This window comes from Kineosporia sp. NBRC 101731 (assembly GCF_030269305.1).
Lineage (GTDB): Bacteria > Actinomycetota > Actinomycetes > Actinomycetales > Kineosporiaceae > Kineosporia.
Window position 1 is genome coordinate 1,515,325 of the sequence record NZ_BSTC01000001.1, and the last position, 13,001, is coordinate 1,528,325.

Annotated in this window: 13 protein-coding genes; all 13 read left to right on the forward strand. The window is 68.6% G+C overall.

Annotation, left to right across the window (positions count from 1 at the left end):
* The first annotated feature begins 313 nt into the window (after positions 1–313).
* Entirely contained in the window at positions 314–2,326 is a 2,013-nt protein-coding gene (gene rho, locus QSK05_RS06700) for a transcription termination factor Rho (RefSeq protein WP_352300324.1), read from the forward strand.
* Positions 2,327–2,470: 144 nt separating this feature from the next.
* Positions 2,471–2,713, forward strand: a complete 243-nt coding sequence (gene rpmE / locus QSK05_RS06705) for a 50S ribosomal protein L31 (protein WP_285594970.1) — start codon at positions 2,471–2,473, stop codon at positions 2,711–2,713.
* A gap of 115 nt (positions 2,714–2,828) precedes the next feature.
* Positions 2,829–3,941, forward strand: coding sequence for a peptide chain release factor 1 (prfA, locus tag QSK05_RS06710; RefSeq protein ID WP_285594972.1), 1,113 nt, complete (start codon positions 2,829–2,831; stop codon positions 3,939–3,941).
* 1 nt (position 3,942) lies between these two features.
* Entirely contained in the window at positions 3,943–4,812 is an 870-nt protein-coding gene (gene prmC, locus QSK05_RS06715; RefSeq protein ID WP_285594974.1) for a peptide chain release factor N(5)-glutamine methyltransferase, read from the forward strand.
* A gap of 156 nt (positions 4,813–4,968) precedes the next feature.
* A complete protein-coding gene (locus QSK05_RS06720) occupies positions 4,969–5,649 on the forward strand; it encodes an L-threonylcarbamoyladenylate synthase (RefSeq protein ID WP_285594976.1) in 681 nt (226 codons plus the stop codon).
* The gene (locus tag QSK05_RS06725; protein WP_285594978.1) at positions 5,646–6,968 is read left to right on the forward strand and encodes a glycosyltransferase family 4 protein; all 1,323 of its coding nucleotides are present in this window, start codon (positions 5,646–5,648) and stop codon (positions 6,966–6,968) included. The genes QSK05_RS06720 and QSK05_RS06725 overlap by 4 nt, the downstream gene beginning before the upstream one ends.
* Positions 6,969–6,970: 2 nt before the next feature.
* Positions 6,971–7,414, forward strand: coding sequence for a hypothetical protein (locus QSK05_RS06730; RefSeq protein WP_285594980.1), 444 nt, complete (start codon positions 6,971–6,973; stop codon positions 7,412–7,414).
* A gap of 303 nt (positions 7,415–7,717) precedes the next feature.
* Entirely contained in the window at positions 7,718–8,503 is a 786-nt protein-coding gene (atpB, locus tag QSK05_RS06735; protein ID WP_285594981.1) for a F0F1 ATP synthase subunit A, read from the forward strand.
* 81 nt (positions 8,504–8,584) lie between these two features.
* Complete coding sequence (atpE, locus tag QSK05_RS06740; protein ID WP_214158441.1) at positions 8,585–8,794, forward strand: ATP synthase F0 subunit C; 210 nt, start codon at positions 8,585–8,587, stop codon at positions 8,792–8,794.
* A gap of 39 nt (positions 8,795–8,833) precedes the next feature.
* Positions 8,834–9,424, forward strand: a complete 591-nt coding sequence (locus QSK05_RS06745) for a F0F1 ATP synthase subunit B (protein ID WP_285594985.1) — start codon at positions 8,834–8,836, stop codon at positions 9,422–9,424.
* The gene (locus QSK05_RS06750; RefSeq protein ID WP_285594987.1) at positions 9,424–10,257 is read left to right on the forward strand and encodes a F0F1 ATP synthase subunit delta; all 834 of its coding nucleotides are present in this window, start codon (positions 9,424–9,426) and stop codon (positions 10,255–10,257) included. The genes QSK05_RS06745 and QSK05_RS06750 overlap by 1 nt, the downstream gene beginning before the upstream one ends.
* A gap of 175 nt (positions 10,258–10,432) precedes the next feature.
* Positions 10,433–12,067, forward strand: coding sequence for a F0F1 ATP synthase subunit alpha (gene atpA / locus QSK05_RS06755; RefSeq protein ID WP_285594989.1), 1,635 nt, complete (start codon positions 10,433–10,435; stop codon positions 12,065–12,067).
* Between the two features lie 34 nt (positions 12,068–12,101).
* On the forward strand, positions 12,102–12,995 hold the full coding sequence (locus QSK05_RS06760) for a F0F1 ATP synthase subunit gamma (RefSeq protein ID WP_285594991.1): 894 nt from the start codon (positions 12,102–12,104) through the stop codon (positions 12,993–12,995).
* The last annotated feature ends 6 nt before the right edge of the window (positions 12,996–13,001 follow it).

The following is a 13,001-nucleotide window of genomic DNA, read 5'->3' on the forward strand; positions in this document are numbered from 1 at the left end:
GCGGGGCGGCACGGTGTAAGAATGTCCGAGCGCCGAGTGACGGATCGAACATCGTTTTACCGTGAGATCTGTCGCTTGGCCGGATTCGGGTTCTTCGTTCTGGGCCGCACCGGTGTTACAGTACGTATGCAGCCGCTGGATGCCGTAGTACCAGGCACACGTGCTGCACTCCGCCGCTCATTCCAGGTTTCCGCGCATGCGCGTGGTCGTCGCGGCGTACCACCACCCGGACTCTCCGGGTGTGAAAACCCGCTGGCCGTGACCATGTCGCGGCCGAGGAGGGGGAAGACCTTTCGTGACAGATACCACCGAGATGTCGGCCGCCGTCGACCTCTCGACGCTTCGCCTGCCGCAGCTCCAGGCGGTCGCCTCGCAACTGAACATCAACGGCACGGCGCGCATGCGCAAGGCCGAGCTCCTCGAGGCGATCCGGAGCCACCAGAGTGGTGGCGCCGCAGCTGCCCCACCAGCAACCCGCTCCCGCAGGGCCGCCACCGCGCCCGCCGGGGCCCCGGCCCGCACGCGCCGCACCTCTGCCGCGGCTGCTGCCGCCGCTGAGCCCGTGGCCGAAGCCGCTGCCCCCGCGCAGGAAGCACTGATCGAGGCGCCGGCCCCGAAGAGCACCACGACGACCGGTACCAACGGCCGTCGCAGCCGGGCCGCCGCGGTCGCCGCTCCGGTCGAGGCCGAGCCGGCCAAGGCCGTCGAGGCCCCCGCCGAGCAGCCCGTCGCCGAGGCCGAGCCGGTCGAGCGTCCCACCCGTGGCCGGGGCCGGAACAACCGGGCCGACCGTCCTGACCGCGCCGACCGTCCTGACCGCGCCGAGCGGGCCGAACGTCCCGACCGCGCCGAGCGTTCCGACCGGTCCGACCGGTCCGGGGGCGACCGGTCGGAGTCTCGTCCGGACGGCCGTGACGGCAGCCGGGAGAACACCCGCGACAGCAACCGGGACGGCAGCAGCCGCACCGACAGTCGTGACGGTGGCAGCCGGGACAGTCAGAGCCGCAACAACTCCCAGGCCCGGCGCAACCCGGTCCCGGTCAACGTCAGCAATGTCAGCAACGACGACGACGATGACGAGGACGGCCGCGGTCGTCGCCGGGGTCGCCGGTTCCGTGACCGCAAGCGTGGCCGCGGTCGCGAGGGCGAGCCCGGTCAGGTCGACGACGTCGAGGTCAGCGACGACGACGTGGTCGTTCCGGTCGCGGGCATCCTCGACGTGCTCGACTCGTACGCGTTCCTGCGCACTTCCGGCTACCTGCCGGGCCCGAACGACGTCTACGTCTCGCTCGGCCAGGTGAAGAAGTACAACCTGCGCAAGGGTGACGCCGTCACCGGCGCCGTGCGCCAGCCGCGCGAGGGTGAGCAGGCCAACCAGCGCCAGAAGTTCAACGCGCTGGTCCGGCTCGACACGATCAACGGCAGTGCACCCGAAGAGGCGCGCAACCGGCCGGAGTTCAACAAGCTCACGCCGCTCTACCCGCAGGAGCGCCTGCGGCTGGAGACCGAGCCGAACATCATCTCCACCCGGATCATCGACCTGGTGGCGCCGATCGGTAAGGGCCAGCGTGGCCTGATCGTCTCCCCGCCGAAGGCCGGTAAGACGCTCATCCTGCAGGCGATCGCCAACGCGATCACGCAGAACAACCCCGAGTGCCACCTGATGGTCGTGCTCGTGGACGAGCGGCCCGAAGAGGTCACCGACATGCAGCGCACGGTGAAGGGTGAGGTCATCGCCTCCACCTTCGACCGTCCGGCCGACGACCACACGGCCGTCGCCGAGCTGTCCATCGAGCGGGCCAAGCGCCTGGTCGAGCTGGGCCACGACGTGGTCGTGCTGCTCGACTCGATCACCCGTCTGGGCCGCGCCTACAACCTGGCCGCCCCGGCCAGCGGGCGCATCCTCTCCGGTGGTGTCGACTCCAGCGCGCTGTACCCGCCGAAGCGGTTCTTCGGTGCCGCCCGGAACATCGAGCACGGTGGCTCGCTGACCATCCTCGCCACCGCCCTGGTCGAGACCGGCTCGAAGATGGACGAGGTGATCTTCGAGGAGTTCAAGGGCACCGGCAACATGGAGGTCCGCCTGTCGCGCCAGCTGGCCGACAAGCGCATCTTCCCGGCCGTCGACGTCAACGCCTCCAGCACCCGCCGGGAAGAAATCCTGATGGGCAAGGAAGAGCTGGGCGTCATCTACCGGCTGCGCCGGGTCATGGGCGCCCTCGAGGCCCAGCAGGCCATCGAGCTGCTGCTCGACCGCACCAAGAAGAGCTCGAGCAACGCCGAGTTCCTCATGCAGGTGCAGAAGACCTCGCCCTCCGGCGAATAGTCATCACCGCGTTCACCCCGGGAATGCTCCCGGGGTGAACGCGGTTATGGCTCCCGTCTGCACATCTGGCAGACTGACTCAGGCTCCGGTTCACGAGCGACGCGCCCGCGCCGCACGACCCGGCGGCGACAAACGAGGAGAATCATGAAGGCCGACATTCACCCGCAGTACGTGACCACCACGGTCAAGTGCGCCTGCGGCGAGACTTTCGAGACCCGTAGCACCGCGACCAGCGGCACGATCTCCACCGAGACCTGCAGCGCCTGCCACCCGTTCTACACGGGCAAGCAGCGCATCCTGGACACCGGTGGCCGGGTCGCCCGCTTCCAGGCGCGTTACGGCAAGAAGACGGCCGACGCGGAGAAGACCGCCGACGCCGAGAAGTAGCCGAGCCGACGCCGGTCGTAGCCCTCATCGAGGGCGACGACCGGCGTCGTCGTTTGTCACCACCCGAGTGCCTGCACGGCAGCAATTTCTCTTGATGACGTAGAAGAAGGCAGAGATGACCCAGCTCACCCCCGACGAGTCCGCCCAGGCTGCGGTCGGGCCGCTGCTCGACGAGTACGAGGAGCTGGAGCGTCAGCTCGCCGACCCGTCGATCCACGCCGATGCCGGCGCCGCCCGCAAGCTCGGGCGCCGTTACGCGGAGCTGGGGGCTGTGCACGCCGGGTACGTGGTCTGGCGCAGTGCACTCGATGACCTGGAGGCCGCCCGTGAGCTGGCCGCCGAAGACTCCTCGTTCGCCGAGGAGCTGCCCGCCCTGGACGCCACGCTGGTCGAGGCCCGCGAGCGGCTGCACCGGCTGCTGATCCCGCGCGACCCGGACGACTCGCGCGACGTGATCCTGGAGATCAAGGCGGGGGAGGGCGGCGAGGAGTCGGCCCTGTTCGCCGGTGACCTGCTGCGCATGTACCTGCGGTTCGCCGAGCGCAACGGCTGGCGCACCGAGGTTCTCGACTCCACCGAGAGCGACCTGGGCGGCTACAAGGACATCTCGGTCGCGGTGAAGACCCGCGGCAACCCCGCCCCCGGCGAGGGCGTGTTCTCGAAACTGAAGTACGAGGGTGGCGTGCACCGTGTGCAGCGGGTGCCCGTGACCGAGTCACAGGGGCGCATCCACACCTCGGCCGCCGGCGTGCTCGCCCTGCCCGAGCCGGACGAGACCGTCGAGATCGAGATCGACCACAACGACCTGCGGATCGACGTGTTCCGCTCCTCCGGCCCCGGTGGCCAGAGCGTCAACACCACCGACTCCGCCGTGCGCATCACCCACCTGCCCACCGGCGTCGTGGTCTCCTGCCAGAACGAGAAGTCGCAGCTGCAGAACAAGGAACAGGCCCTGCGCATCCTGCGGGCCCGGCTGCACGCCCTCCAGGCCGAGGCCGCCCAGGCCGAGGCGTCCCAGGCCCGGCGCTCGCAGGTGCGCACCGTGGACCGTTCCGAGCGGATCCGCACCTACAACTACCCGGAGAACCGGATCGCCGACCACCGAACCGGTTACAAGGCCTACAATCTCGACCAGGTGCTCGACGGCGACCTGGGTCCGGTGATCCAGTCGTGCCTGGATGCCGACGAAAGTGCCCAGCTGGCCGCCCTCCAGACCTTCGGCGGCTGAAATGCCCGAGCTGAAGCACGTTCTGGCCTCGGCCACCACCCTGTTGTCCGAGGCCGGGGTACCCTCGCCCTCGGCCGACGCGAACATCCTGGTGGCCCACGCCCTCGGGGTCGAGCGCCGCGACCTGGCCCGCCGGGTGATCCTCGGCTACGAGCTCAAGCCCGACGAAACCACCCAGGTGGCCGAGCTTCTCGACCGGCGCTCACAACGTGTTCCGCTGCAGCACCTGATCGGTTCGACCGGTTTCCGCCGACTTGAACTCCTGGTCGGGCCGGGCGTTTTCATCCCGCGGGTGGAGACCGAATGGGTGGCCGGCCTGGCCGTCGACGCCGCCTCCGCCCTGGAAGACCCGCTCGTCGTCGACCTGTGCACCGGCTCCGGCGCGATCGCCCTGGCGGTCGCCGACGAGGTGCCCGCGGCCCGGGTGGTCGCCGTCGAGCTGGACCCGCCCGCCGTGGAGTGGGCCCGCCGCAACATCGCGGCGCTGGGTTCCCGGGTGGACCTGCGAGCAGGGGACGCGGTGCGCGCCGACGAGCACCTGCTCGCCGATCTGGTGGGCCTGGTGGACGTGGTGGTCGCCAACCCGCCGTACATCCCGCCGGACGCCGAGCCCACCGAGCCGGAGGTCCGTGACCACGACCCGGTACTGGCGCTGTACGGGGGAGGGGACGACGGCCTCGCCGTCCCGCGCGGGGTGGTCGCGACCGCCGCCCGCCTGCTGCGTCCCGGTGGACTCCTGGTGATGGAGCACGCCGACGTCCAGGGCCCGGGGGGCCGGGCCCTGACCAAGGCCCCGGACTGGGTGGACGTGAGCACCCAGCGTGACCTGACCGGGCGCGACCGGGCGCTGGTGGCACGCCGGAGCGGTTGAGCCGATTCGTCGGCGTGGTCCGGCGCTCCGCACGGCCGTGGCGGAGCGCGACGGGGTGGGCTCTCTGCGTCGTGAATCCGGTGCGTCAGGTTCCGGGGGCAGGGGCAGCACCGCCGAAATGCGCGCCCCGGGCCCCGGTAGTGCCACACTCGGGGGGTGAGTGTGCGTTACGACTGCGCCCTGGAAGTTCAGCGTTCGCGCGGGATCGCCAAAGCCGCCGACGTCGTCGCGGAAGGTGATCTCGTCGTCCTGCCGACCGACACCGTGTACGGCATCGGCTGCGACGCCTTCGACGCCGAGGCGGTGTCAGCCCTGCTCGCCGCCAAGGGGCGGGGGCGGGCCATGCCCCCGCCCGTGCTCGTGCCGCACGTGCGCACGCTGGACGGCATCGCCGCGGGCATCACCCCCGACATCCGGGCGCTGGCCGAGGCGTTCTGGCCCGGCGCCCTGACGATCATCACCCGCGCGCAGCCCACGCTGCGCTGGGACCTGGGCGAGACCAACGGCACCGTGGCGCTGCGCATGCCGCTGCACCCGGTGGCGCTGGAACTGCTCGAGCGCACCGGGCCGATGGCGGTGTCCAGTGCCAACCTCACCGGTCACGACGCCGCACTGACCGCGCAGCAGGCGCAGGAGATGCTCGGTGACTCGGTGGCGGTCTATCTCGACGGGGGCGAGGCCGAGCTCGGTGTCGCCTCGACCATCGTCGACTGCACCTCGGGCACCCCCCGGGTGGTCCGGCAGGGCGCGGTGGCGTTGGAAGACCTGCGCTCGGTCGTGCCCTCCACGCTCGGTCTCGGCGAGACCCCCGACGAAGAGGTGGAACAGACGCAGTGAGGGGTTACCTCTTCGTCCTCCTGATCGCCGCGACGGTCACCTACCTGACCACCCCGGCGGTCCGGCGCCTGTCCCGCCGGATGGGCGCGGTCACCGCCCCGCGTGAGCGCGACGTGCACACCGTGCCGATCCCGCGCCTGGGCGGCGCCGCCATCTATGCGGGCATCGCCATCGCGATGCTCACCGCGTCGCAGGTGAAGTTCTTCGAGGGGGTCTTCGACGGCCGTACGGCCTACGTGGCCCTGCTGTCGGCCGGCGCGGTCTGCCTGCTGGGCGTCTTCGACGACCTCTGGGAGCTGGACGCCGTGACCAAGGCGGCCGGGCAGATGCTCGCCGCCGGGATCATGGCCTGGCAGGGCATCCAGCTGGTCTCCCTGCCGATCTTCGGCACCTTCATCCCGAGCCGGATGCTCCTGATCTTCGTCACCGTGGTGGCGATCATGGTGACGATCAACGCGGTCAACTTCGTCGACGGGCTGGACGGGCTCGCGGCCGGGATGGTGGCGATCGCCGGGTCGGCGTTCTTCGTCTACTCGTACCTGCTCGCCCGTGACTCCTCGCCCAACGACTACGCCTCGCTGGCGTCCGTGCTCACCGCCGCCCTGGTCGGCGCGTGCCTGGGCTTCCTGCCGCACAACTTCAACCCGGCCCGGATCTTCATGGGCGACAGCGGCTCCATGCTGCTGGGCCTGCTGATGGCGACCTCCACGGTGGCGATCACCGGCACGGTCGAGCCCTCGACACTGGAAGAGGCCCGGATCATGCCGGCCTTCCTGCCGTTGCTGCTGCCGCTCGCCGTGCTCGCGCTACCACTCATCGATCTGATGCTGGCGATCATCCGACGCACCCGGGCGGGCAAGATGCCTTGGCAGCCGGACAAATTGCACCTGCACCACCGCATGCTGAGCCTCGGCCACAGCCACGCCGGCGCCGTGCTCATCCTCTACTTCTGGACGGCCACCGTCGGTTTCGGAGTGGCCCTGTTCGCGCTGGTGAGCCCGCGCAAGGCCATCCTGATCGGGGGCACGGCCGTGGTCTTCGCCCTCTTCCTCACGGTCGGCCCGCGCCGCTGGCGCCGGATGGCGGCCACCGCCGTCCCGGGGGCCGGGCCACGCACCGCAACCGTGGTGATCCCGGCCGAGCCGGGCCTGCCGCGGGCGGCGGACGACCCGGATCTCACCACCGAGCCCGGGGGAGCGACGAAACCGAGCGCACGCCAGGTTCGTTCACCCGGAGCGACCCAGGACTCCACCGGGGACGACCGTTCGGACACCCACCGTGACGGTGCCGCCGTGAACTCTGCAATGAACGGATCGTGAACATGTCCGACCCGAAGACCAACCTGATCAAGGTCTCCCGCCAGCCCGAACCGGTGTCCGCGCTGTGGCTTGCAGCACTTCTGCCCTCCCTTGCGCTGGGCGGCCTGACCGCCGGGGTGGCCTGGCTGGTGGGCCACGACGAGGGGCTTTCGGCCCTCCTGGGGCTCGGTCTCGCACTGGTAGCACTGACTCTCACGTCGATGTTGCACTGGCAGATCCGGATGACCGACCCGACCTTCGGGATGATCTTCGCCCTGACCACGTATGGCCTGGTCATGGGCCTGATGTGGGCTGTCTACCTCTCGCTCGACGACGTGGACTGGGTCAATGGCCCCAGTACGGCGTTCGGTCTCCTGGCCGGTGTCCTGGGCTGGGCCGGAGGTCTGATGCGCGGAGCGCTCAAGCTTCGCGAGCCGGTGTACGACGAGAAAGAGGCACGCGATTAACCCGATCGGGTGTGTGACCAGAGACCCTTAGGGATGTGCTGCTGGCCCCTTGTGAGGGGGTGCCGACAGAACCGCCCTACATGACTGATAGTGTCAATCCAGATGGATGACGAGTCGACCCTGCTGAGGGCACCCGCCATAACTGCGGTGTGCCTGCTGAAGGAACCCGCCGGCTACGAGCTGTAACGCCCGAGCCCGTCCTCCCCCTGAACCTGTTACACCCGTGACCCTGCTGCCAGCGCCTGCAAGCGAGCGGTTGGCTGCAACCCCGCAATGAAGCACCTGAGTCTTGGAGGAGCGACCGTGATTCATCTGGCCGCCGGCGGCGGCGAGAGCTACGAGGCTCCGACCATCGCCGAGTTCTGGCAGCCACTGGTCGGTGATGGCGCATTCGCCCTCACCCGCTCAATGGTCGTCTTCGCTGTCGTCGCCATTGTCATCTCGGTCGTGCTGCTGAGCATCACGTCGAAGCTCCGGGTGGTGCCGGGTAAGGCACAGTTCCTGGTCGAAGGCACCTACGGGATGGTCCGTAACAGCCTGGCGCGCGACATCATCGGCGCGGAGAAGTTCAAGCCGTTCCTGCCGCTGCTCTTCGCGTTGTTCACCGTCATCCTGGTGAACAACCTGATGGGCGTCACGCCGTTCATCACCTTCCCGACGTTCAGCCGCATCGGCTACGCCATCGTGCTGACCGCGATCGTCTACTTCACCTACCACGGTGTGTGGATCGCGCGGCTAGGTGTCATCGGCTGGCTGAAGAGCTTTGTGCCGCCGGGCCTTCCGGGCTGGATCGTTCCGTTCATGTGGGTCCTGGAGTTCATGACCTACGTGATCACCCGCCCGCTGACGCTCGCGCTGCGACTCTTCGGCAACATGTTCGCCGGTCACTTCATGCTGCTGATCTTCACCTTCGGCGGCGAGTACCTGCTCTTCCAAGCCTCGGGCTTCCTGCCTGTCACGGGTGCCCTGGCCTACCTCTTCACCCTCGTCATGTACGGCTTCGAGGTTGTTGTCCAGTTCCTCCAGGCGTACGTCTTCGTGCTCCTGACCTGTGTGTACATCGCCGGTGCCGTCGCCGACGAGCACTGATCTTCCGCCGGTGTTCGTCGTCGACGCGCACTGACAATTGCCTGAGCCCCTCAGGCATCAACCGAAAGGCAGGAAACTGCAATGACCGGCAACATCGCCTTCCTTGGCTACGGCATCGCTGCTATCGGTCCGGGTATCGGTATCGGCCTTATCTTCGCCGCGTACATCAACGGTGTGGCCCGCCAGCCGGAGTCCCGCAGCGTTCTTCAGACCATCGCCTTCACCGGCTTCGCCCTCACCGAGGCGCTGGCCATCCTGGGCCTGGTCTTCGCCTTCCTCTTCAAGTCCTGACCCCCTCCACCCACGGTCTGACCGGGAAGGAGGGTGACCATGAATTCACTAGTACAGATCGCAACTGCGGTCGAGGCCGAGCACGAGCAGGCGACTGGCTGGGGCACCAAGCTGCCGCTGATTCCGCACCCGTCGGAAGTTGTCGTCAGCCTCGTCTTCTTCGCCATCGTCTACTTCGTGATGCGCAAGTACGTCGTGCCGCGGCTGGAAGCCGTGTACGCCGAGCGCACCGCCGAGATCGAGGGCGGTATCGAGAAGGCGGCCCAGGCTCAGGCCGAGGCTGCCGCTGCCCTGGACGAGTACCAGGCGCAGCTGGCCGAGGCACGGGCCGAGGCCGGGCGTATTCGTGAGGAAGCCCGGGTCCAGGGCACGCAGATCGTTGCGGAACTGCGCGAGCAGGCCCAGAACGAGGCGGCCCGGATCATCGCGTCCGCAGAAGCGCAGATTGCTGCCGAGCGGCAGCAGGCTGTCGTTCAGCTGCGGTCCGATGTCGGTGCTCTGGCAACCGATCTCGCGTCGCGCATCGTCGGCGAGTCCCTTCAGGACTCGGCCCGTCAGTCGCGCGTGATCGACCGTTTCCTGGACGAGCTCGAGCAGTCCGACACGGCAACCACCAGCAGGATCTCCTGATGGCGGCGCAGGTGCGGATGCAGGGGCCGAGCCGGGTGGCACTCGCCGCCGGGCAGGACCGGCTGGAGCTGCTGTTGAGCTCGGCCGGCACCGACGCGGCCCGGCTCGCGGAGGACCTGTTCGGGGTCACGAACCTGGTGGCCTCCAACGCCGCCCTGCGCCGGGCCCTGACCGAGTCGTCCCGTGAGGCCGACAACCGCGCCGCCCTGGTGGCGCGGCTGCTCGAGGGCAAGGTCTCCGGACCCGCCCAGGACCTGGTCTCCGGACTGGTCCGTTCGCACTGGTCGAACTCCGCCGACCTCACCGAGGCGCTGGAAGGCCTGGCGGTCTCCGCCGAGCTGTACAGCGCCGAGAAGGCCGGGCGTCTCGACAATGTCGAGGACGAGCTGTTCCGTTTCGGCCGCACGGTCGCCGGCGATGTCTCGCTGCGTGACGCCTTCGCGATCCGGACCCCGGGTGGCGAGCGCAAGCGCGAGCTGGTCAACGCCTTGCTGAGCAGCAAGGTGGCGCCGGAGACGCTCCGTCTGGCCGAGCAGGCAGCTACTGCCCCGCGCGGCCGCCGGGTCGAGCAGGTGCTGGAGAAGTTCCTCGAGGCCGCCGCCGCCCGACGCCGCCAGCTGGTGGCAGAGGTCGTCGCTGCCTCACCGCTCACCGAGGGCCAGCGGGCCCGGCTCAGCACTGCGCTGCGCCGGCTCTACGGACGCGACATCCGGGTGAACCTGGACGTCGACCCCGAGGTGATGGGTGGGCTGCGCATCATGGTGGCCGGTGAACTCATCGACAGCACGGTCCTGAGCCGGCTGAACACCGCTAAGCGAACCATCGCAGGCTGACCCCGTCGCACAGCTGTCGGCCGCTCTCAGGGCAGGCAGCTGTGCGGACGCCGCGGCGCACGATGATGGACGCGTAGAAGCTTAGGTAAGTAGCAACAAAAAGTAAGTGGCAACGAAGAATGACGACCCACGGCCCGGCTCACGCCGGACAACGACGAGAGAGCAGGGGATCCAGATGGCGGAACTGACGATCCGTCCGGACGAGATCCGGGACGCGCTGGACGCCTTCGTTCAGTCCTACGACCCGAGCGCGGCGACGCGCGAAGAGGTCGGCACGATTTCCGAGGCTGCCGACGGCATCGCTCGGGTCGAGGGCCTTCCGAGCGTGATGGCCAACGAGCTGCTGCAGTTCGAGGACGGCACGCTGGGCCTGGCCCAGAACCTGGACGTCAACGAGATCGGCGTCGTCGTTCTCGGTGAGTTCAGCGGCCTGGAAGAGGGCCAGGAGGTCAAGCGGACCGGAGAGGTTCTCTCCGTGCCCGTCGGCGACGCCTTCCTGGGCCGCGTGGTGGACCCGCTGGGTACGCCGATCGACGGCCTCGGCGAGATCGTGGCCGAAGGCCGCCGGGCGCTGGAGCTTCAGGCTCCCGGCGTCATGCAGCGTAAGTCGGTGCACGAGCCGATGCAGACCGGGATCAAGGCGATCGACTCGCTGACCCCGATCGGCCGCGGCCAGCGCCAGCTGATCATCGGCGACCGCCAGACCGGTAAGACGGCCATCGCGATCGACACGATCATCAACCAGAAGGCCAACTGGGAGAGCGGCGACCCGGACAAGCAGGTCCGCTGCATCTACGTCGCGATCGGGCAGAAGGGTTCGACCATCGCGTCGATCCGCGGCTCGCTCGAAGAGTCCGGCGCCCTGGAGTACACGACCATCGTCGCCGCTCCGGCGTCCGACCCGGCCGGCTTCAAGTACCTCGCCCCGTACACCGGTTCGGCCATCGGCCAGCACTGGATGTACGCCGGCAAGCACGTCCTGATCGTCTTCGACGACCTGAGCAAGCAGGCCGAGGCCTACCGCTCGGTGTCGCTGCTGCTGCGCCGTCCGCCGGGCCGCGAGGCCTACCCGGGTGACGTCTTCTACCTGCACTCCCGCCTGCTGGAGCGTTGCGCGAAGCTCTCCGACGAGCTGGGCCACGGCTCGATGACCGGTCTCCCGATCGTCGAGACCAAGGCGAACGACGTGTCGGCGTACATCCCGACCAACGTCATCTCCATCACCGACGGTCAGCTGTTCCTGCAGTCCGACCTGTTCAACGCCAACCAGCGTCCCGCGGTCGACGTCGGTATCTCCGTCTCCCGCGTCGGTGGCTCGGCCATGACGAAGGCGATGAAGGCCGTCACCGGCTCGCTGAAGATCGAGCTGGCGCAGTACCGCGCCCTCGAGGCCTTCGCCCTGTTCGCCTCCGACCTGGACGCGGCGTCGAAGCAGCAGCTGGCGCGCGGTCAGCGTCTGATGGAGCTGTTCAAGCAGCCGCAGTACTCGCCCTACGCCACCGAGGACCAGGTCGTCTCGATCTGGCTGGGTACCACGGGTGCGCTCGACTCCGTCGAGATCAGCGACGTGCGCCGGTTCGAGCAGGAGTTCATCGATCACCTGCGCCGCAACACCGACGTGCTCACCACGATCGCGGAGACGTTGAAGTTCACCGACGACACCGCGGCCAGCCTGGAGAAGGAGGCCGAGTCGTTCAAGCAGTTCTTCCAGGCCGGCTCCGACGAGGGCATCGTGGCGGGTTCCGAGGAGTTCGAGGCCTCCGGCGACGAGGACATCTCGCAGGAGCAGATCGTCCGGCAGCAGCGCTGACGCACCCGCGCGGATCTAAGGAGAGCTAAGCGATATGGCAGGCCAGCAGAGGGTCTACCGGGCCCGAATCCGGTCTACCGCGTCCCTGGAGAAGATCTTCCGGGCGATGGAACTCATCGCCTCGTCGCGAATTTCCAAGGCACGGCAGGCCGTGGCTTCGTCGACGCCGTACGCGCGGGCCATCTCCCGCGCCGTGTCAGCGGTCGCGACCTACTCCGACGTGGATCACATCCTCACCACGGAGAAGGAAAGCGTCCGGCGGGCAGCGATTCTCGTCGTCACGGCCGACCGCGGCATGGCGGGTGCCTACTCCTCGAACGCGATCAAGGCGAGCGAACAGCTGCGTGAGCGGCTGCAGGGCGAGGGCAAGGAGGTCGCCACCTACGTCACCGGACGTAAGGGCGTCGCCTTCCTCAAGTTCCGCAAGCGTGACGTCGCGGCGGAGTGGACCGGTTTCTCGGACGCCCCGCGGTACGAGAACGCCGAGACCATCGGTGACACGCTGGTCGAGGCGTTCCTCAGGGAGTACGAGGACGGCGGTGTCGACGAGATCCACATCGTCTACACCCGGTTCGTCAGCATGGTGACGCAGCAGCCGGAGATCGTCCGTCTGCTGCCGCTCGAGGTCGTCGAGGGCACCGAGCCGCCGGCACCCGACGAGTTGCTGCCGCTGTACGCCTTCGAGCCGAACCCGGCGGAGGTGCTCGACGCGCTGCTGCCGAAGTACGTGAACAGCCGGATCTACAACGCACTGCTGCAGGCGTCGGCCAGCGAGCTGGCTTCCCGTCAGCGTGCGATGAAGTCCGCCTCGGACAACGCCAAGGAACTGATCCGGACCTACACGCGACTGGCCAACCAGGCGCGCCAGGCCGAGATCACCCAGGAGATCAGCGAGATCGTCGGCGGCGCCGACGCGCTTGCCAGCTGATCCAGC